Genomic DNA, 16,743 nt, shown 5'->3' with positions numbered 1-16,743 from the left:
TATATTTTCTCTTAGTATTTTCTGAATTATTTCCAAAGAAATAATTCAGAAAATACAGAAAAATGTCGTAATTATTTACGAGAGTCTGTTATAATAAACGAAAAATGAAAACGCTTTAAAGGGGGATATAACCAATATGATGATGAATGTACCGCTAACAATTAGTTCTATGATGGAAAGAGCAGAAAAATTGTTTTCAAAGAAAGAAATTGTTTCACGGACACATGATACAATTACGACGTTAACGTATAAGCAGTTAGGTGAAAGGACGAGAAGGCTTTCCAGTGCGTTAAAAAAGTTAGGAATTAAGGAAGGCGAGCGTATAGGAACGTTAGCGTGGAATCATCATCGACATGTGGAAGCGTATTTTGCTATTCCAGGTATTGCTTCTGTTTTGCACACAATTAATATTCGTTTATCTCCTCAACATATTTCATATATTATTCAGCACGCAGAAGATCGCATTCTACTTATAGATGAAGATCTCGTACCGCTCGTTGAAAATATTCAATCACAACTATCAGCTGTACAAGCTTACATTATTATGACTGATAAAGATGAACTTCCAAATACTACGCTAGAACCTGTATATCATTATGAAAAGCTATTAGAAGAAGGCGATCCAAATTTCCAATTTGTAAAAGATATTGATGAAAACACACCTGCTGGTATGTGTTATACGTCGGCGACTACAGGAAATCCAAAAGGTGTTGTATATACGCATCGTAGTACTGTATTGCATTGTATGGCACTTGGTTTAGCGGATACAGCTGCTTTATCGGAAAGTGATGCAGCAATGGCGATTGTACCGATGTTCCATGTGAATGCTTGGGGACTTCCTTTCGCTGCTACGTGGTTTGGATCAAAACAAGTTCTTCCAGGACCGATGTTTACACCAAAAATTTTATTAGAAATGATCCAATCTGAAAAAGTGACGTTAGCTGCTGGTGTGCCGACAATTTGGCTCGGTGTATTACAAGAGTTAGAAAATAATAGTTACGATTTATCTAGTATGACGAGAATACTATGTGGTGGTGCAGCTGCACCGAAAAGTGTTATTAAAGCATTTGAACAGAAACATAATGTTCCTTTCATCCATGCATATGGTATGACGGAAACGAGCCCACTCGTAACACTTGCGCGTTTAAAAAGTTATGAAACAGAATTATCGTATGAAGAGCAATTAGAAATTCGATCAAAACAAGGGTATCTTGTACCTGGTGTAGAGATGAAAGTAGTCGGTACAAATGGTGAAGTGAAGTGGGATGGTACGGAGATGGGAGAACTATGTTTACGAGCGCCGTGGATCGCTGAAAGTTATTATAACGATGAACGTACTGTCGAAGGGTTTCGAGATGGGTGGTTATATACAGGAGATGTTGTAACAGTGGATGAGGAAGGTTGCGTAAAGATTGTTGACCGTACGAAAGATGTGATTAAAAGCGGAGGAGAGTGGATTTCTTCAGTTGACCTTGAAAATGCTTTAATGGCACATGATGCTATATTTGAAGCAGCTGTCGTTGCTGTTCCTCATCCGCAGTGGCAAGAGCGCCCAGTTGCCTGCGTCGTTCAAAAGAAAAATAGTACAGTAACAAAAGAGGAAATATATGAGTTTTTAAAACCACAGTTTGCGAAGTGGTGGTTACCAGACGATATTGTATTTATGGAAGAAATACCGAAAACATCTGTTGGGAAGTTTTTAAAACAAGCGCTTCGGAAAGAACTTGAGCATTTGCATAAAGAGAAATAATGGAATCTATATTTGTAAACCTAATACGAAAACAAGTTGACAAACGCTAGATAGAAAGATAATATAACTCCTGTAATATGTTACCTAAAAATCATTTTAAGTTTACAAATAGGAGAAGCAAATATGAATACAAAAAACTTAGTTTTCGTCGCTTTATTTAGTTCTATTATGGGAGTGTTAGGGTTAATTCCTCCAATTGCTCTTTCTATTACACCAGTTCCAATTACATTACAATCACTTGGTGTTATGCTTGCTGGTGGACTATTAGGATCACGTCTTGGTGCATTAAGTCAGCTAGTTTTCTTACTTATTGTAGGAGTTGGAGCACCATTACTTGCTGGTGGACGCGGTGGCTTTGGTGTATTTGTTGGGCCAAGTGCAGGATATTTACTTGGTTATATCGTTGGAGCATTTGTCATTGGTTATTTAATTGAGCGTTTACGTGAAGTTTCTATAATAAAAGTATTATGTATTAATATAATTGGTGGTATTTTCGTAGTTTATGTATTTGGTATTATTGTACAAGCTTTTGTAATGGATATTTCTATATGGCAGACGATGAAAGTAAGTGTCGCATTTTTACCAGGTGATTGCATAAAAGCAATTATAGCAGCAATTCTTGTAACAAAATTACATCGTTCATTGAAACATATTATTACGCCAGCTTTAAAGAATGGGAAATATACAAAAGCGGGATAAGAAAGAGAAGAAACACGTTCATTACGTGTTTCTTTTTATTATTTTGTCAAGAAAGGACGTCTCAAATGGGGATTACAAAAGAATATAAAAATTATGCCTCTTTACAACCGAATAAAATAGCAATAAAGGAAAATGATCGAGTTTTAACATATAAAGAGTGGTTTGAGTCAGTGTGCAAAGTAGCAAACTGGTTGGCTGAAAAAGAATCGAAGAATAAAACGATAGCAATTGTATTAGAAAATCGTATCGAGTTTTTACAACTATTTGCAGGTGCTGCTATGGCCGGATGGGTTTGTGTGCCATTAGATATAAAATGGAAAAAGGATGAGCTAAAGGAAAGACTAGTAATCAGTAATCCGGATATGATTGTGACGGAACGATATAAGTTGAATGATATATCGGGAGAGGAAGGAAGAGTAATAGAAATTGATGAGTGGAAAAGAATGATAGAGAACAAACTGCCTGCATATTATCCTGTAGAAAATGTACAACATGCTCCTTTTTATATGGGGTTTACATCAGGATCAACTGGAAAAGCAAAAGCATTTTTACGTGCGCAACAATCGTGGGTTCATAGTTTTGATTGCAATATACATGACTTTCATATGAAAAAGGAAGATTCTATTTTAATAGCTGGAACGCTCGTTCATTCTCTTTTTTTATACGGGGCAATAAGTGCATTATATATAGGACAAACGGTGCATATTATGAGAAAGTTTATTCCGAATCAAGTGTTGGATAAGTTAGAAACGGAAAAAAATTCGGTCATGTATACAGTTCCGACAATGCTAGAATCTTTATATAAAGAAAAAAGAGTAATAGAAAATACATTGAAAATTATTTCGTCAGGAGCGAAATGGGAAGCTGAGGCGAAAGAAAAAATAAAGAGTATATTTCCTTATGCGCAAAAATATGAATTTTACGGTGCATCGGAACTAAGTTTTGTAACAGCATTAGTTGATGAAGAGAGTGAAAGAAGGCCAAATTCAGTAGGGAAACCTTGTCACAATGTGCAAGTTCGAATATGTAATGGAGCAGGTGAAGAAGTACAGAAAGGTGAGGTAGGAACTGTTTATGTGAAAAGTGATCAGTTTTTTATGGGTTACATATTAAATGGGATTGTAGTTCCAGAATTGAATGCAGATGGCTGGATGACAGTGCGAGATGTAGGCTATGAAGATGAAGAAGGCTTTATATATATTGTAGGTAGAGAAAAGAATATGATTTTATTTGGAGGAATTAATATTTTTCCAGAAGAAATAGAAAGTGTATTACATGAACATCCAGCTGTAGATGAAATAGTTATAGTTGGTGTGAATGATAGTTATTGGGGTGAAAAGCCTGTCGCCATCGTCAAAGGAAGTGCTACGAGGCAACAATTAAGGAGTTTTTGCTTACAACGATTATCCTCGTTTAAAATACCGAAAGAATGGCATTTTGTAGATGAAATACCTTATACAAATAGTGGAAAGATTGCTCGTATGGTAGCAAAAAGTATGATTGAAAAACGGGAGAAAATATATGAATAGGGCAGTTATTGTAGAGGCGAAAAGAACACCCATTGGTAAGGAGAATGGGATGTTAAAAGATTATGAAGTTCAGCAATTAGCAGCACCACTCCTTACGTTTTTAAGTAAAAGGATTGAGAGAGAAATAGACGATGTTATATTAGGGAATGTTGTGGGACCAGGAGGGAATATTGCGAGATTATCTGCTTTAGAAGCAGGACTTGGTTATCATATTCCGGGAGTAAAAATTGATCGGCAATGTGGTGCCGGGTTGGAAGCGATTCGCACCGCATGTTATTTCATTCAAGGCGGGGCAGGTAATTGTTATATTGCAGGAGGAGTAGAGAGTACAAGTACATCACCTTTTCAAAATAGAGCGCGATTTTCACCAGAAACAATTGGCGATCCTAGTATGGGAGTAGCGGCTGAATATGTTGCAGAACGTTATAACATCACGAGAGAAATGCAAGACGAGTATGCTTGCCTCAGTTATAAACGAACACTGCAAGCGTTAGAAAAAGGATATATACATGATGAAATAATGTCTTTTAATGGATTATTAGATGAATCTATAAAGCTAGAAATGAATTATGAACGAATGATTAAAAGAACAAAACCTGCATTTTTACAAAATGGTACAGTAACGGCAGGAAACTCATGTGGTGTAAATGATGGGGCATGTGCAGTTCTTGTAATGGAAGAGCGGCAAGCTCGAAAGTTAGGATACAAGCCCGTTCTTCGTTTCGTTCGCAGTGCTGTAGTTGGAGTGGATCCCAACCTTCCGGGGACTGGTCCAATATTTGCGGTGAACAAATTATTAAACGAAATGAATATGAAAGTAGAGGACATTGATTATTTTGAAATAAATGAAGCATTTGCTTCAAAAGTTGTTGCTTGTGCAAAGACGTTACAAATTCCGTACGAGAAATTAAATGTAAATGGTGGTGCAATTGCGCTCGGTCATCCGTACGGTGCATCTGGGGCTATGCTTGTAACACGTTTGTTTTATCAAGCGCAAAGGGAGCATATGAAGTATGGAATTACGACGTTAGGAATTGGGGGCGGAATAGGGCTTGCTTTATTATTTGAGAAAGTAGAAGACTAGAAAGGAACTAGTTTTCTACTTTTTGAGGAACATAAACATTGCTACCAGGTTTTGCTTTTATTTCATTCCAAGCAGCGATAGCATCAGCTTTTGTTTTCCCTTTGTTATTTGGATCTTCGAAAAAGTCGCGAGTAAAGCGATTGTATTCAAACTGCGAGCTGATAGTTGTTTTATAAGTAGGATCTTTTTTTCGTTCGTTCTCTTCATACCAAAACGTTATCGCGTCTTCATATGTTTTGCCAACATTCTCTTTAAAAAACTTTTGAAGAGCTACTGTAAAGCGGAAGTTTGCTCCGATTTTTTCTTTGAAAAAAGCACGAACATCTTCGCTACAGCGGTGATTGTTAGTAATAATTGTTTGAAGAGAAAGGTCTTTATAAGAGAGGGAAGCTTTACTCACCTTTTGAACAGAGTTGTTTTTCGATATTTTACCAGTATGTAAATAATGAGAGATACGCTCGGTTATTTCAATCTTAGAGCCACTAGCTGGCAAACCATGCTCACGACAAAATGTTTGGAGTTCTGCTTTTAACCAATAATAGTTTTGGAAATCTTCAAGTGATATAAACTTTGTTAAAAGTGGACGCATGAATGTAACAACTTCTTTCTTCCATAATTTCCTTTAATTATAAAACGTACGTTCTTTTTGTGGAAGGATTAATTTGTAAATATAACGGGAAGAGGAGATTACATATGGAAAATGTAATGCAAGTTCGTGTAACTGGAATTTTAATTGAAGATGAAAAGTTATTGCTAGTAAACCAAAAAGTAGCTAATCGCAATTGGTCTTTACCTGGGGGAAGGGTAGAGAATAGTGAAACGTTAGAAGTAGCGATGATTCGAGAAATGAGAGAAGAAACAGGGTTAGAAGTTAAAATTAAGAAGCTACTCTATGTTTGTGATAAACCAGATGTTAGGCCATCTTTATTACATATTACGTTTCTGCTTGAAAGGATCGAGGGAGAAATTACGCTACCTTCTAATGAGTTTGATCATAATCCAATTCATGATGTGCAAATGGTACCGATTAACGAATTAAGTCATTATGGTTTTTCGGAAACTTTTATAAAATTGGTAAATGAAGGGTTTGCAAATGCAGGGAGTTATCAAGGCTTGAAACAAAATGTAGGCCTGTAAATATAGTTGAAGGATAGCCGTTAGCTATCCTTCATAAACATGTTTTACACTGCTGACTGTAAAGAAGAAACAAGTTGATTTAAAAACTCATCCCCAGTCATAACCGCTTTTCCGCCGCCGCGCGCACTCTTTTTATTTCCGCCGCCTTTTCCTTCGATTGTAGGAAGTGCCTTTTTTAACAGAGCATTCATATCGAGCGTGACTGTTTTTCCGCAAGCAAGGATGCATTGTAGTTTGTCATCATTTTCAATGACAAAGTATGTAATGGCGTGCTCTTGTTGTTCTGTAATAATAGCAGAAAGCTTTGAGACTTCTTGCATAGAACGATTTGTAAACATTTTAGAAATAAGTATGCCAGCATGTATTTCGGTAGGGTGTTGAAGTAGTTCGTTTGCCTCTGCATATAATAATTTTTCAGTCATTGTTTGTATTGTTTTTTCGTTTTCTTTTTGAGAAGTAAGCAGTTGTGCTACTTTTGCTGAAATATCACTTTCGCTACTGTTTAATTGTTTGGAAACATCCTTCATAATTTGTTGCTGTTGCCCCACAAGTTTTAGTGTGCGCCAGCCAGCGATAAACATTAGTCGTATGCCACCTTTATTGCGTTCCCAGCTAAGAACTTGAATAGGACCTACTTCACCAGTACGTTTCGGGTGTGTTCCGCCACAGCCGTTATAATCAAAGTTTTCGATCATAACAACGCGTATATTTTCAGTCATAGTCGGTTCTTTACGAAGGGGTAACGTTTTCGCTTCTTTTAAGTTCATCCACTCTATACGGATTGGATGGTTTTCAAAAACTATATTGTTTGCAATTTGTACTGCTTTTTCAACTGTTTCTGTATGCAGATTTTCTGTTTCTAAATCAATTGTTACCGTTTCTCTACCAAGATGGAATCCAATCGTAGGTATGTTAAAATGATCCCAAAAAGCAGCAGATAAAATGTGTTGAGCTGCATGTTGTTGCATATGATCAAAACGACGCTCCCAATTAATTTTACCTTCTACTTCTTCTGTATGTAATTGTTCTGTAATGAAGTGGCGGATTTCTTCATCGACTTCTTCAACATCGAGTACAGCAATACCATTTAAAGTTCCAGTGTCATGTGGTTGTCCGCCGCCTGTCGGATAAAATGCCGTTTCGTTTAAAACAACGTATAAGTTACCGTCTTTATCATAATTTTGCTTTATAACTTTTGTAGTAAAGTCTTGTTTATAAGCGTCAGTGTAATATAATTTTTGCTCCAATTTTCTTTCCCCTTTCGTGTTCACTAGTTTCATTGTAAAGCAATCGAAATTAGTTTCCTAATATTTCAGAAGAAAGAAACTTTTTTTAGAATTTTCTTGCTATAATAAGAAAAAGAAAATGCGGGGGTGGAATGAATATGTTATATGAAAATGGCGTAGATAAACTGCTTAGTTTAAGCAAAAATATTTCTGAATTGTATCGAGAATTAAATGAAATGACCCGGATTTTAACGGATTGTAATCGAGAAAGTGTGAAGTTTGATCGGTTATATGTAAAAGAGGTACTGTGGAAGAAAGAAGATGTAATCGAGAAATATGACCAGCTGCTTGTGCAACTTTGTATAAATGAATGCTTTGATCTAAAAAGTGTTATTACAGGAGAATATAAGTATACATATGAAGAAGTAGAAAACATCGTTTTACAATTTAATGAAAAGTATAATGTAGCAATTTTAATTAAAGATGTTTGTAAAGAATTACAGTTTACATATGGCATAGATATGGATATAACGAGAACAGCTCGGGTATCAACAGCTCAAGTATAAAAAGGGAAAAGAGAGCAGATCCTTTGCTTTCTTTTTTTATGTGATAACAGGGAGAGTAGGTTTTTAAGATGAAGGGGAAGTTACAAAATATTCATCCGTTAGGAATGACAATTATAATAGGGACTTTATTTGCGAGGTTCGCCACGTCAATGAGTATCCCTTTTTTAGCGATTTATTTAACGACTGTTAAAGGTGTATCAGCTGGAATGACTGGTGCTATTATTGGAACGAGTGCACTTGTTGGTGTTTTTGCTAGTTTTATCGGAGGGAATTTATCAGATCGATTTGGCCGGAAAATGATTATGCTCTGGTCCATGATTGTTTGGATGTTTGTGTTTATAGGTTTTTCACTTGCAGATCATGTTTTAAGTTTCTTTTTATTAAACGCTTTAAATGGATTATGTAGGTCGTTTTTTGAGCCAACATCAAGAGCATTATTATCAGATTTAACAAAGCCTGAGTATCGGTTACTCGTCTATAACTTGCGATATGGTGCAATAAATGTTGGAGTTGCAATTGGACCAATTGTTGGACTACAGATTGGAAGTGCAAAATCAACAATTCCTTTTTTAGTAGCAGCTGGGGTATATATTCTATATACAGCTATACTAGCGTTCCAATTTAAGAAGTATCCAATGGAAAAAAAGAAAGTGAGTACAGAAAAACCTGTTACAATGCTAAATGCAATGCGTATATTGCGAAAAGATATAGTATTTTTAGTTGCTTTAGTCGGTATTATTTTGAGTAATTGTGGTTTTTCACATTTGACGACGACGGTATCTCAATATTTTGCAAATGCACATATATTCCAGGATGGAGTGAAATTATTTTCATATATGTTAGCTTTAAATGCGATTGTTGTAGTCGTAATTCAATACCCTGTTATTCAAATATGTAAAAAGTATACACCGTTAGTATCCATTATGGTTGGAACTTTATTTGTGAGCGGAGGATTGTTTGGATTTGGAATAATAGAATCTACGCTAGGTGCTGCCATTTGTACAATTATTTTTACAATTGGAGAAGTCTTAATGTTTTCGATGACCGATGTATTTATTGATGATATTGCTGTTGCGCATTTAAAAGGAACATACTTCGGAGCGATGGGTTTTTCAGGAATTGGAGCAGTAATTGGTCCGTGGTTTGGGGGAGTACTTCTTGATTACTACGGATATCAAAATGGATTTATTGTATTTTCAGCGTTAGCTATATTTTCAACTGTAGCATTTCCTGTACTTTTAATTACAAAAGGTTTATTGAAAAAAAGATATGACAGAAATTCTAATATGGAAGTACATGCGAAATAAAATAAGCCCCAGTAGACGACTGGGGCTTATCTTTGTATTTATTTTAATTCTCAATTTGAAAAAGAACTTTCTCTTCATGTTTATTAGCTACTTCGTTTTTGGAAATATGAATGGCTAAATATCCATTCTCTAAGCAGGCTAGCATCTTTTTATAAATAATATTATCGGGTAAAGGAATGATTCTCTGCAAAGAAATATTTTTATGAAGTATGCAAATGTTTAGGCCTGTCTTCATCTTTTTAATGACTACATTTTGTTCTTTTACATTTGGTACATCTGTTTCCAAAATGTATTCTTGTTCCGTTTCACAAAGGTCAATATGAATTTGATTTGGGAAACTAAAGTTGCTACAAGAATCAGAACAAAACTGATCCATCCATTCTTCGAAACCATCAACATGAAAAAGACAATCCTTCTTTTTCTTGCCCATGTAAGACACCCTCCGTAAAATCTCAATTCATACTATGTTATGCATGAATGAAGTAGGGGTGAAGAATAAATGGAAAAATATAAACATTGTATGTGGAAAAGGTAGCTAGTGTGCATTTTTTGTTTTACATATCATGATGTGCATGATGTTTTTGGCGTGAATGGTTACGGTTTTTTACTTTATGAGATCCGCTTAATGGTTCGGGTTGTCCTTTTTTTTCTTTCGCTTCACGATTGTTTTTGCTCATTGTCTGTGACACCTCCTCTTTCTTTTTAGAATGAGAGAAGTTTGCAAATTTATACGAGAATGTTTTTAGAAAAAAAGGTAAAGATAAGTGGGACTAACTATTATGGAAAGGGGATTGTATAATGCCATATCATAAAGATAAGCAACAAGCTTTTCAAGCAGCGCAGCAAGGCGTTACACAAGCAGAAAATGCATTTAACAACATTGTGAAAAATGATCCAAACTACGGTCATGATTTAAAAGAATTACGCCAAGAGGTTCAGGAAGCATATGAACAAATTCAAAATGCACTAGAGGTAGCTTCAGAAACACAACGTCCACAACTTGAGCAATATGAAAGTAATCTCCAAAACATTATGCGAAATGTAGATCAATTAGAAAAGTAAATGAGATTGTTGGTATTCGACAATCTCTTACTTTAATGAATATTATGCTAAAACAGAAAGTTTTTTTAGTAATTTTTTCTTTACTATGCGCAGTACATATATTTCAAGTGGAAAAAGTGGAAGCGAAAATGTTGCTCAGAAAAGAGCTAGAACCAACTGGCTATGTAACGTGGGAAGTACCTAATAATGAAAAGGTTATTGCCATTACATTTGATGATGGACCAGATCCAACTTATACAACACAAGTTTTACATTTATTACGTCAATATAAAGCGGAAGCAACATTTTTTATGATCGGATTTCGAGTGCAGCGAAATCCATATTTAGTAAAACAAGTGTTGAAAGAGGGACATGAAATTGGAAATCATACGATGAATCATTTATATGCGAATAGTTCATCAGATGAAAAATTAAAAAAAGATATTTTAGATGGAAAGAAATATTTTGAAAAATGGGTAAAAGAACCTTTGTTATTCCGTCCACCTGGTGGATATATTAACGATGCTGTATTTAAAACAGCGAAAGAAGCTGGGTATCAAACTGTACTATGGTCATGGCACCAAGACCCACGTGATTGGGCAAATCCAGGTGTTGAATCCATTGTAAATCATGTAGTGAAAAATGCTAAAAGCGGAGATATTGTATTGTTACATGATGGAGGAAATGATCGTAGTCAAACAGTAGCAGCGCTAGCAAAAATTTTACCGGAGCTTCAAAAGCAAGGCTATCGATTTGTAAAGGTTTCGGAATTGTTACGTTATAAACATTAGAAAAAATCCCAAAAGGTGAATGTTCCTTTTGGGATTTTTCGTTACTGGTTCTTTTTGCGTTTCTTATTATTTTGTCGTTCTGCAGGAGTTAAGTTTTCATTTGCAAACTCTTCGTTATAACCAGCACCTTGTCCTTGTGCAGATGCCGCATTCATTCCTGAAATAGTATGATTTGCTTTTCTTTTACCCATTTTATTTCACCTCTATAACTTTTTTTGTAAGTTGAATGATGAGCAGTTCATAGTATGTATGAACTGTAAGTAAAGCGCTAATAGAGCACTTTACTTTATGGTAATAGTATTCATAAGGAGCATGAACACTATTCAAATTTAGAAACATAAAGAAAACTTATGATAATCTATAAGTTTCTTATTATTTACTTATTTAGAAAGTTGTAATAAGATATTATCGTAAGGTATTGAAAAGTTTGTCTACATTTTATATTCAGACAACTTAGTCACGTTTAACAGGGGGGAAACATAATGGTCAAACATAATCCATTTCAATCACGCGCAACTTTTGAAGTAGATGGAAAAACGTATCATTATTATGATTTGAAAGCGCTTGAAAACGCAGGGGTTGGCAACGTATCTCAATTACCATATTCCGTGAAAGTTTTACTTGAGTCAGTACTTCGTCAAGTAGACGGACGTGTAATTACAGAAGAGCATGTTACAAATTTAGCGAAATGGGGAACGAAAGATGTGCAAGATATCGATGTTCCATTTAAACCATCTCGTGTAATTTTACAAGATTTCACTGGTGTTCCAGCTGTTGTTGATTTGGCTTCGCTTCGTAAAGCAATGGCAGACATGGGTGGGGATCCTGATAAAATTAATCCGGAAATTACTGTAGACCTTGTAATTGATCACTCTGTACAGGTTGATAGAGCGGGTACGGCAGACGCGCTTGCATTCAACATGGACTTAGAGTTTAAACGTAATGAAGAACGTTATAAATTTTTAAGCTGGGCACAAAAATCATTTGATAACTATCGTGCAGTTCCACCAGCTACAGGTATTGTACACCAAGTAAACCTTGAATATTTAGCACCAGTTGTTCACGCTGTGAAAAATGCGGAAGGTGACTTAGTTGCATATCCAGATTCATTAGTTGGAACAGACTCACATACAACAATGATTAACGGTATCGGTGTTCTTGGATGGGGCGTTGGTGGTATTGAAGCAGAAGCAGGAATGCTTGGACAGCCTTCATACTTCCCAGTACCTGAAGTAATCGGTGTGAAATTAACTGGTACACTTCCAAGTGGTACTACAGCAACTGACGTTGCATTAAAAGTAACGCAAGTATTACGTCAAAAAGGTGTAGTTGGTAAATTCGTTGAGTTCTTCGGTAATGGACTAAAGAGCATGCCTTTAGCTGACCGTGCAACAATTTCAAACATGGCACCAGAATACGGCGCAACTTGTGGATTCTTCCCAATCGATGATATTTCATTAGAATACTTACGTTTAACAGGTAGAGATGAAGAGCAAATTCGAGTTGTTGAAGAATACTGTAAAGCAAACGGTTTATTCTATACAGCAGACAGCAAAGATCCAATTTACACTGATCTTGTTGAAATTGATTTAAATACAATTGAATCTAACCTTTCTGGACCGAAACGCCCACAAGATTTAATTCCACTTTCAGATATGAAAGATGCGTTCCACAAAGCTGTTGTAGCACCAGTTGGAACACAAGGACTTGGATTTAATGAGCAAGAGTTCGATAAAGAGGTGAAGGTTACATTAGAAGATAAAGAAGTAACGATGAAAACAGGTGCAATTGCAATCGCTGCAATTACAAGCTGTACAAATACATCAAACCCGTACGTATTAATTGGAGCAGGTCTAGTTGCGAAGAAAGCAATTGAAAAAGGACTTAAAGTACCTGAATACGTAAAAACATCATTAGCACCAGGATCTAAAGTTGTTACAGAGTACTTAGATAAGTCTGGTTTAACAACATATTTAGATCAATTAGGTTTCCAAACAGTTGGTTACGGCTGTACGACTTGTATCGGTAACTCTGGTCCATTAGCGCCAGAATTAGAAGAAGCAATCGCAGCAAACGACTTATTAGTAACATCTGTTTTATCTGGTAACCGTAACTTTGAAGGTCGTATTCATCCACTTGTAAAAGCGAACTACTTAGCATCACCACCACTTGTTGTGGCATATGCACTTGCAGGTACTGTTGATATTGACCTGAAAAATGATGAAATCGGTAAAGATGCAAATGGCAATGCTGTTTACTTCAACGATATTTGGCCATCAGCTAAAGAAATTGAAGATGTAGTTCAAAGCGTTGTTACATCTGAACTGTTCAAAAAAGAATATGCACAAGTATTTAATAGCAATGAGCGTTGGAATGAAATCCAAACTTCAAACGAAGCTTTATATACTTGGGATAATGATTCAACATACATTCAAAATCCACCATTCTTTGAAGGTTTATCTAAAGAGCCAGGTGAAGTTGAAACGTTATCAGGCTTACGCGTAGTTGGTAAATTTGGTGACTCTGTAACGACAGACCATATTTCACCAGCAGGTTCAATCGGTAAGCATACACCAGCTGGACGCTACTTATTAGAAAACGGCGTACAACCAGTTGACTTTAACTCTTACGGTTCTCGTCGTGGTAACCATGAAGTGATGATGCGTGGTACATTCGCGAACATCCGTATTAAAAACCAAATTGCACCAGGCACAGAAGGCGGATATACAACATACTGGCCAACTGGTGAAGTAACATCAATCTATGATGCTGCTATGAAATATAAAGAAGACGGCACAGGCCTTCTAGTTGTTGCAGGTAAAGATTACGGTATGGGAAGTTCTCGTGACTGGGCTGCAAAAGGTACAAACTTATTAGGTATTAAAGCAGTAATCGCAGAAAGCTTCGAGCGTATTCACCGCAGTAACTTAGTGTTAATGGGCGTATTACCGCTTCAATTTAAAGATGGTGAAAGCGCTGAAACATTAGGTCTTGTTGGTAACGAGTCATTTGAAATTCAAATCGACAAAACAGTTAAACCACGCGATCTTGTAAAAGTAGTTGCAACTGATGCAGATGGCAACGAAAAACAATTTGAAGTAGTAGCTCGTTTCGATAGTGAAGTAGAAATTGACTACTACCGTCACGGTGGTATTCTGCAAATGGTTCTTCGTGAGAAAATCGAAGAGTCTAAAGTGTCGAACTAAACAATTGAAATGAATGATAAGGAAGCTAACAACTGTTAGCTTCCTTATTTTATCCGACTTTAATGGGCAGTAAGACCCCCACCTCAAAATGCAGCGAAAGCAAAGAAGTTAGGTGGGGGGCGGGCTGTCCATAAAAGTCCGATTGGTGAGGGCTGATAATCAGTGGGGGATGAAGAAAACCCCCACTGATTAAAGTTTCACTTTATGGAAAGGGATGAAACCATTTGGTTTCATCCCTTTCTTTTTACTATAAAAATGGAGGGGATATTATGAAAGAATATAAAAGAATTTTGTTACCGTTACAGAAAGAAAAAATATTAGTAATAGCAGCTGTATGCAGTGGGATTTTTGCAGCTATTTTAAATCTATCTCGTCCACTATTCATGGGACTAATTGTAGATAACCTAATTCAACGAGAGCTGAAGGGAGCGTATCTTTACATTACTTTGTTTGCAGTTAGCCGCTTGTTGATGTGGGTGAACAATCTTTCATTTGATTATGTAAGCTCAAAAGCAAGTCAACGAATATTGCAAAAGAAGCGTATAGATGTATTGCGCCATTTTTTCTTATTACCATTTGAAGAGAGTGAGAAAATCAAACAAGGAGAGTTAGAAACGTTAGTTGTGTCTGATATTCCAAACTGGGTCAGATTATATGGTTCTATATTAATAGAATATATACATGCCATTGCACAATTTATAGGTGCGTTCATAGCACTACAACATATAGATATACAGTTTATATTGTGGGTAACTCCGTTTTTATTTTTAAGTGCAACGGTTCCGATATTGATGGGGAAAAAGGTAAGAAATATTGCAAGTATTGCTCAAAACAATCAGTCAACTGTTGTAGAGATGGTGTCACAGTTTGTAAAAGGAGTACAAGATTTGCGTAGTTTACAAAAAGAAAAGTGGGCCATTCGCTTATTTAAGAGAGTAACAGCACAATCTTATAAAACAGAAGTAAAGAAGACGATGATGCAACATTGCATTGGGGTAGTTGGAACGGTGATTGAAACAGGAGCATATATCGTTGTTCTCATTATAGGTGTGCAAAAAATAATGAAGGGGGAAATAGAAGTTGGTTCACTTGTTGCAGCGTTAGCGACAATTGAAATGCTCTTTTTCCCTGTCCGTTATGTGGGCGATTTATTAATGATGACACAAGTTGCAATTGCTTCGGCAAATAGAGTTTTTTCCTTTTTAGATAAGCGAGTGGCAAATAGTAATGTAGAAAGAGCGATGGGGATGACATTAACAAATGTTTCATTTCAGGAGAATGATGAAGAGAAATGCAGAATTTATAATATTGATTTGCAAATTAAACCTGGTGAACTCATTATGATTGTAGGAGAAAGTGGTGCAGGAAAAACAACGCTTTTAAAATTAATGGCAGGCTTGTATAAACCATCTAACGGTAGCGTTGCTTATTATGGAAATGAGGCTCGATTGACTACAGTGTGGCAAGAACCACGTTTTTTTCGGACGACAGTAAAAGAGAATATGTATTTCGGTGAAGAGTATATAGAACACCGGTTAGAAAAAAATATTGAACTTGTAAATGGAACATCAATTATTAGGGACTTGCCTGAAGGGATTCAAACTGTATTACATAAAAGTGGTGAAGAGTTTTCGGGAGGAGAAAGGAAACGTCTTGCATTATTGCGAGCAATTGTTTCAAATCCAAATCTTATTATTTTAGATGAACCGACTGCCGGATTAGATCCGAGCAATCAAGAAATTGTTTGGAATATGATAGAAGGGCTGGGAGGCGAGGTCACGAGAATTGTGGCGACACATGATGTAGAGAAAGTAATACTAGCAGATCGCGTTGTCATCATGAAAGAAGGAAGTATTGTAGCATGTGGAAGTCCTGAAAAATTAATAAATAGTCATTCATTTTTTAAGAGATGTGAATAAAGATAAGAACAATGCTCTTATCTTTATTCAGCGTCATTTATTTGATACTCGATAGATTCTGAATGATTCAGATCGACGTTAAAAGTAGCTGTCATAAGGAAAGTTGCAATTCCAAGAATTAAGAAAAGGACGAATGAGACTAGAGAAACGTAGAGACAAATACGCCCTACTTTCTTTTTTTCAAGATCGTTACTAAAGAGTGAAATGATCCATGTAATAATACCGATTGGGTATAAAAGAAAACTAAGAATATATAATGTTATTTTTTCGAATGAATTCATAAAAAACCCCCCTTTTGTTGAAGTTTATATAACTACGAAAGTAAAAAGGTGAATAGGTCCATAAGAAAATAAACAACACTGCATTTATTTTTCTAATTATATGATAAAAAGGAAAAAAATGAACTTTAAATAAGAATATTCTAATTATTTAGACTGTGAATATTTCCAAGCTTGTCCGTATAAGCTAAAATAAGGTATATAGTATTT

Annotated in this window: 17 protein-coding genes; 11 read left to right on the top strand and 6 right to left on the bottom strand. The window is 35.9% G+C overall.

The features are described from left to right. Positions 1-136: 136 nt before the first annotated feature. The 4 genes from ACTFRN_RS00800 (at position 137) to ACTFRN_RS00785 (ending at position 5,062) form a co-directional block, all read left to right on the top strand. The gene (locus tag ACTFRN_RS00800) at positions 137-1,750 is read left to right on the top strand and encodes a long-chain fatty acid--CoA ligase (protein ID WP_049111932.1); all 1,614 of its coding nucleotides are present in this window, start codon (positions 137-139) and stop codon (positions 1,748-1,750) included. Positions 1,751-1,873: 123 nt separating this feature from the next. Then, positions 1,874-2,449 carry a biotin transporter BioY gene (locus ACTFRN_RS00795; RefSeq protein ID WP_001093341.1) on the top strand — a complete coding sequence of 192 codons (576 nt, stop codon included), beginning with the start codon at positions 1,874-1,876 and terminating at the stop codon, positions 2,447-2,449. A 65-nt stretch (positions 2,450-2,514) separates the two neighbouring features. Further along, entirely contained in the window at positions 2,515-3,978 is a 1,464-nt protein-coding gene (locus ACTFRN_RS00790; protein ID WP_000513190.1) for an acyl-CoA synthetase, read from the top strand. After that, positions 3,971-5,062: an acetyl-CoA C-acyltransferase gene (locus ACTFRN_RS00785; RefSeq protein WP_088106463.1), complete on the top strand. Its 1,092-nt coding sequence runs from the start codon at positions 3,971-3,973 to the stop codon at positions 5,060-5,062. Before ACTFRN_RS00790 ends, ACTFRN_RS00785 begins: the two co-directional genes overlap by 8 nt. 7 nt (positions 5,063-5,069) lie before the next feature. Here the strand turns inward: ACTFRN_RS00785 and ACTFRN_RS00780 are convergent, their stop codons facing one another. Continuing rightward, complete coding sequence (locus ACTFRN_RS00780; protein ID WP_014893556.1) at positions 5,070-5,651, bottom strand: DUF6434 domain-containing protein; 582 nt, start codon at positions 5,649-5,651, stop codon at positions 5,070-5,072. Positions 5,652-5,755: 104 nt separating this feature from the next. Here ACTFRN_RS00780 and ACTFRN_RS00775 point away from each other — a divergent pair, with 104 nt between their 5' ends. Continuing rightward, entirely contained in the window at positions 5,756-6,199 is a 444-nt protein-coding gene (locus ACTFRN_RS00775) for an NUDIX hydrolase (RefSeq protein WP_000432556.1), read from the top strand. Between the two features lie 44 nt (positions 6,200-6,243). Here ACTFRN_RS00775 and ACTFRN_RS00770 read toward each other — a convergent pair whose 3' ends face one another. Continuing rightward, the gene (locus ACTFRN_RS00770; protein WP_000435907.1) at positions 6,244-7,446 is read right to left on the bottom strand and encodes a serine-tRNA(Ala) deacylase AlaX; all 1,203 of its coding nucleotides are present in this window, start codon (positions 7,444-7,446) and stop codon (positions 6,244-6,246) included. Positions 7,447-7,583: 137 nt separating this feature from the next. Here ACTFRN_RS00770 and ACTFRN_RS00765 point away from each other — a divergent pair, with 137 nt between their 5' ends. Beyond that, on the top strand, positions 7,584-7,991 hold the full coding sequence (locus ACTFRN_RS00765) for a hypothetical protein (protein WP_000965140.1): 408 nt from the start codon (positions 7,584-7,586) through the stop codon (positions 7,989-7,991). Between the two features lie 68 nt (positions 7,992-8,059). Next, on the top strand, positions 8,060-9,298 hold the full coding sequence (locus tag ACTFRN_RS00760) for an MDR family MFS transporter (RefSeq protein WP_000676819.1): 1,239 nt from the start codon (positions 8,060-8,062) through the stop codon (positions 9,296-9,298). A 43-nt stretch (positions 9,299-9,341) separates the two neighbouring features. Here the strand turns inward: ACTFRN_RS00760 and ACTFRN_RS00755 are convergent, their stop codons facing one another. Continuing rightward, positions 9,342-9,728 carry an Hsp20/alpha crystallin family protein gene (locus ACTFRN_RS00755; RefSeq protein ID WP_000516733.1) on the bottom strand — a complete coding sequence of 129 codons (387 nt, stop codon included), beginning with the start codon at positions 9,726-9,728 and terminating at the stop codon, positions 9,342-9,344. 124 nt (positions 9,729-9,852) lie between these two features. Continuing rightward, positions 9,853-9,975 carry a small acid-soluble spore protein P gene (locus ACTFRN_RS00750; protein WP_000042141.1) on the bottom strand — a complete coding sequence of 41 codons (123 nt, stop codon included), beginning with the start codon at positions 9,973-9,975 and terminating at the stop codon, positions 9,853-9,855. Positions 9,976-10,096: 121 nt separating this feature from the next. On the opposite strand from ACTFRN_RS00750, the gene ACTFRN_RS00745 reads away from it, so the two are divergent. Continuing rightward, positions 10,097-10,360, top strand: a complete 264-nt coding sequence (locus ACTFRN_RS00745) for a hypothetical protein (protein ID WP_001146297.1) — start codon at positions 10,097-10,099, stop codon at positions 10,358-10,360. A gap of 44 nt (positions 10,361-10,404) precedes the next feature. Further along, the gene (gene pdaB / locus ACTFRN_RS00740; protein ID WP_116733340.1) at positions 10,405-11,130 is read left to right on the top strand and encodes a polysaccharide deacetylase family sporulation protein PdaB; all 726 of its coding nucleotides are present in this window, start codon (positions 10,405-10,407) and stop codon (positions 11,128-11,130) included. Positions 11,131-11,171: 41 nt separating this feature from the next. On the opposite strand, the gene sspO is transcribed toward pdaB, so the two are convergent. Then, entirely contained in the window at positions 11,172-11,321 is a 150-nt protein-coding gene (gene sspO / locus ACTFRN_RS00735) for an acid-soluble spore protein SspO (RefSeq protein WP_000518052.1), read from the bottom strand. A gap of 291 nt (positions 11,322-11,612) precedes the next feature. On the opposite strand from sspO, the gene acnA reads away from it, so the two are divergent. Beyond that, on the top strand, positions 11,613-14,336 hold the full coding sequence (gene acnA / locus ACTFRN_RS00730; RefSeq protein WP_000238560.1) for an aconitate hydratase AcnA: 2,724 nt from the start codon (positions 11,613-11,615) through the stop codon (positions 14,334-14,336). A gap of 269 nt (positions 14,337-14,605) precedes the next feature. After that, a complete protein-coding gene (locus ACTFRN_RS00725) occupies positions 14,606-16,255 on the top strand; it encodes an ABC transporter ATP-binding protein (RefSeq protein WP_140383342.1) in 1,650 nt (549 codons plus the stop codon). Positions 16,256-16,278: 23 nt separating this feature from the next. On the opposite strand, the gene ACTFRN_RS00720 is transcribed toward ACTFRN_RS00725, so the two are convergent. Next, entirely contained in the window at positions 16,279-16,536 is a 258-nt protein-coding gene (locus ACTFRN_RS00720) for a hypothetical protein (RefSeq protein ID WP_001083879.1), read from the bottom strand. Positions 16,537-16,743 lie beyond the last annotated feature (207 nt).

It is taken from the genome of Bacillus cereus group sp. MYBK245-2, from assembly GCF_051916145.1.
GTDB classification, from domain to species: domain Bacteria; phylum Bacillota; class Bacilli; order Bacillales; family Bacillaceae_G; genus Bacillus_A; species Bacillus_A pacificus.
The sequence above is the reverse complement of the archived record's forward strand: the minus strand, read 5'-3'. Positions and strand labels throughout refer to the sequence as shown.

Excerpts from the sequence above, each read along its gene's own strand:
- ACTFRN_RS00790 (WP_000513190.1), top strand. The coding sequence starts at position 2,515 with ATGGGGATTACAAAAGAATATAAAAATTATGCCTCTTTACAACCGAAT.
- ACTFRN_RS00755 (WP_000516733.1), bottom strand. The coding sequence starts at position 9,728 with ATGGGCAAGAAAAAGAAGGATTGTCTTTTTCATGTTGATGGTTTCGAA.
- ACTFRN_RS00785 (WP_088106463.1), top strand. The coding sequence starts at position 3,971 with ATGAATAGGGCAGTTATTGTAGAGGCGAAAAGAACACCCATTGGTAAG.
- ACTFRN_RS00775 (WP_000432556.1), top strand. The coding sequence starts at position 5,756 with ATGGAAAATGTAATGCAAGTTCGTGTAACTGGAATTTTAATTGAAGAT.
- sspO (WP_000518052.1), bottom strand. The coding sequence starts at position 11,321 with ATGGGTAAAAGAAAAGCAAATCATACTATTTCAGGAATGAATGCGGCA.
- ACTFRN_RS00780 (WP_014893556.1), bottom strand. The coding sequence starts at position 5,651 with ATGCGTCCACTTTTAACAAAGTTTATATCACTTGAAGATTTCCAAAAC.
- ACTFRN_RS00725 (WP_140383342.1), top strand. The coding sequence starts at position 14,606 with ATGAAAGAATATAAAAGAATTTTGTTACCGTTACAGAAAGAAAAAATA.
- ACTFRN_RS00750 (WP_000042141.1), bottom strand. The coding sequence starts at position 9,975 with ATGAGCAAAAACAATCGTGAAGCGAAAGAAAAAAAAGGACAACCCGAA.
- ACTFRN_RS00795 (WP_001093341.1), top strand. The coding sequence starts at position 1,874 with ATGAATACAAAAAACTTAGTTTTCGTCGCTTTATTTAGTTCTATTATG.
- pdaB (WP_116733340.1), top strand. The coding sequence starts at position 10,405 with ATGCTAAAACAGAAAGTTTTTTTAGTAATTTTTTCTTTACTATGCGCA.
- ACTFRN_RS00800 (WP_049111932.1), top strand. The coding sequence starts at position 137 with ATGATGATGAATGTACCGCTAACAATTAGTTCTATGATGGAAAGAGCA.
- ACTFRN_RS00745 (WP_001146297.1), top strand. The coding sequence starts at position 10,097 with ATGCCATATCATAAAGATAAGCAACAAGCTTTTCAAGCAGCGCAGCAA.
- acnA (WP_000238560.1), top strand. The coding sequence starts at position 11,613 with ATGGTCAAACATAATCCATTTCAATCACGCGCAACTTTTGAAGTAGAT.
- ACTFRN_RS00760 (WP_000676819.1), top strand. The coding sequence starts at position 8,060 with ATGAAGGGGAAGTTACAAAATATTCATCCGTTAGGAATGACAATTATA.
- ACTFRN_RS00765 (WP_000965140.1), top strand. The coding sequence starts at position 7,584 with ATGTTATATGAAAATGGCGTAGATAAACTGCTTAGTTTAAGCAAAAAT.
- ACTFRN_RS00720 (WP_001083879.1), bottom strand. The coding sequence starts at position 16,536 with ATGAATTCATTCGAAAAAATAACATTATATATTCTTAGTTTTCTTTTA.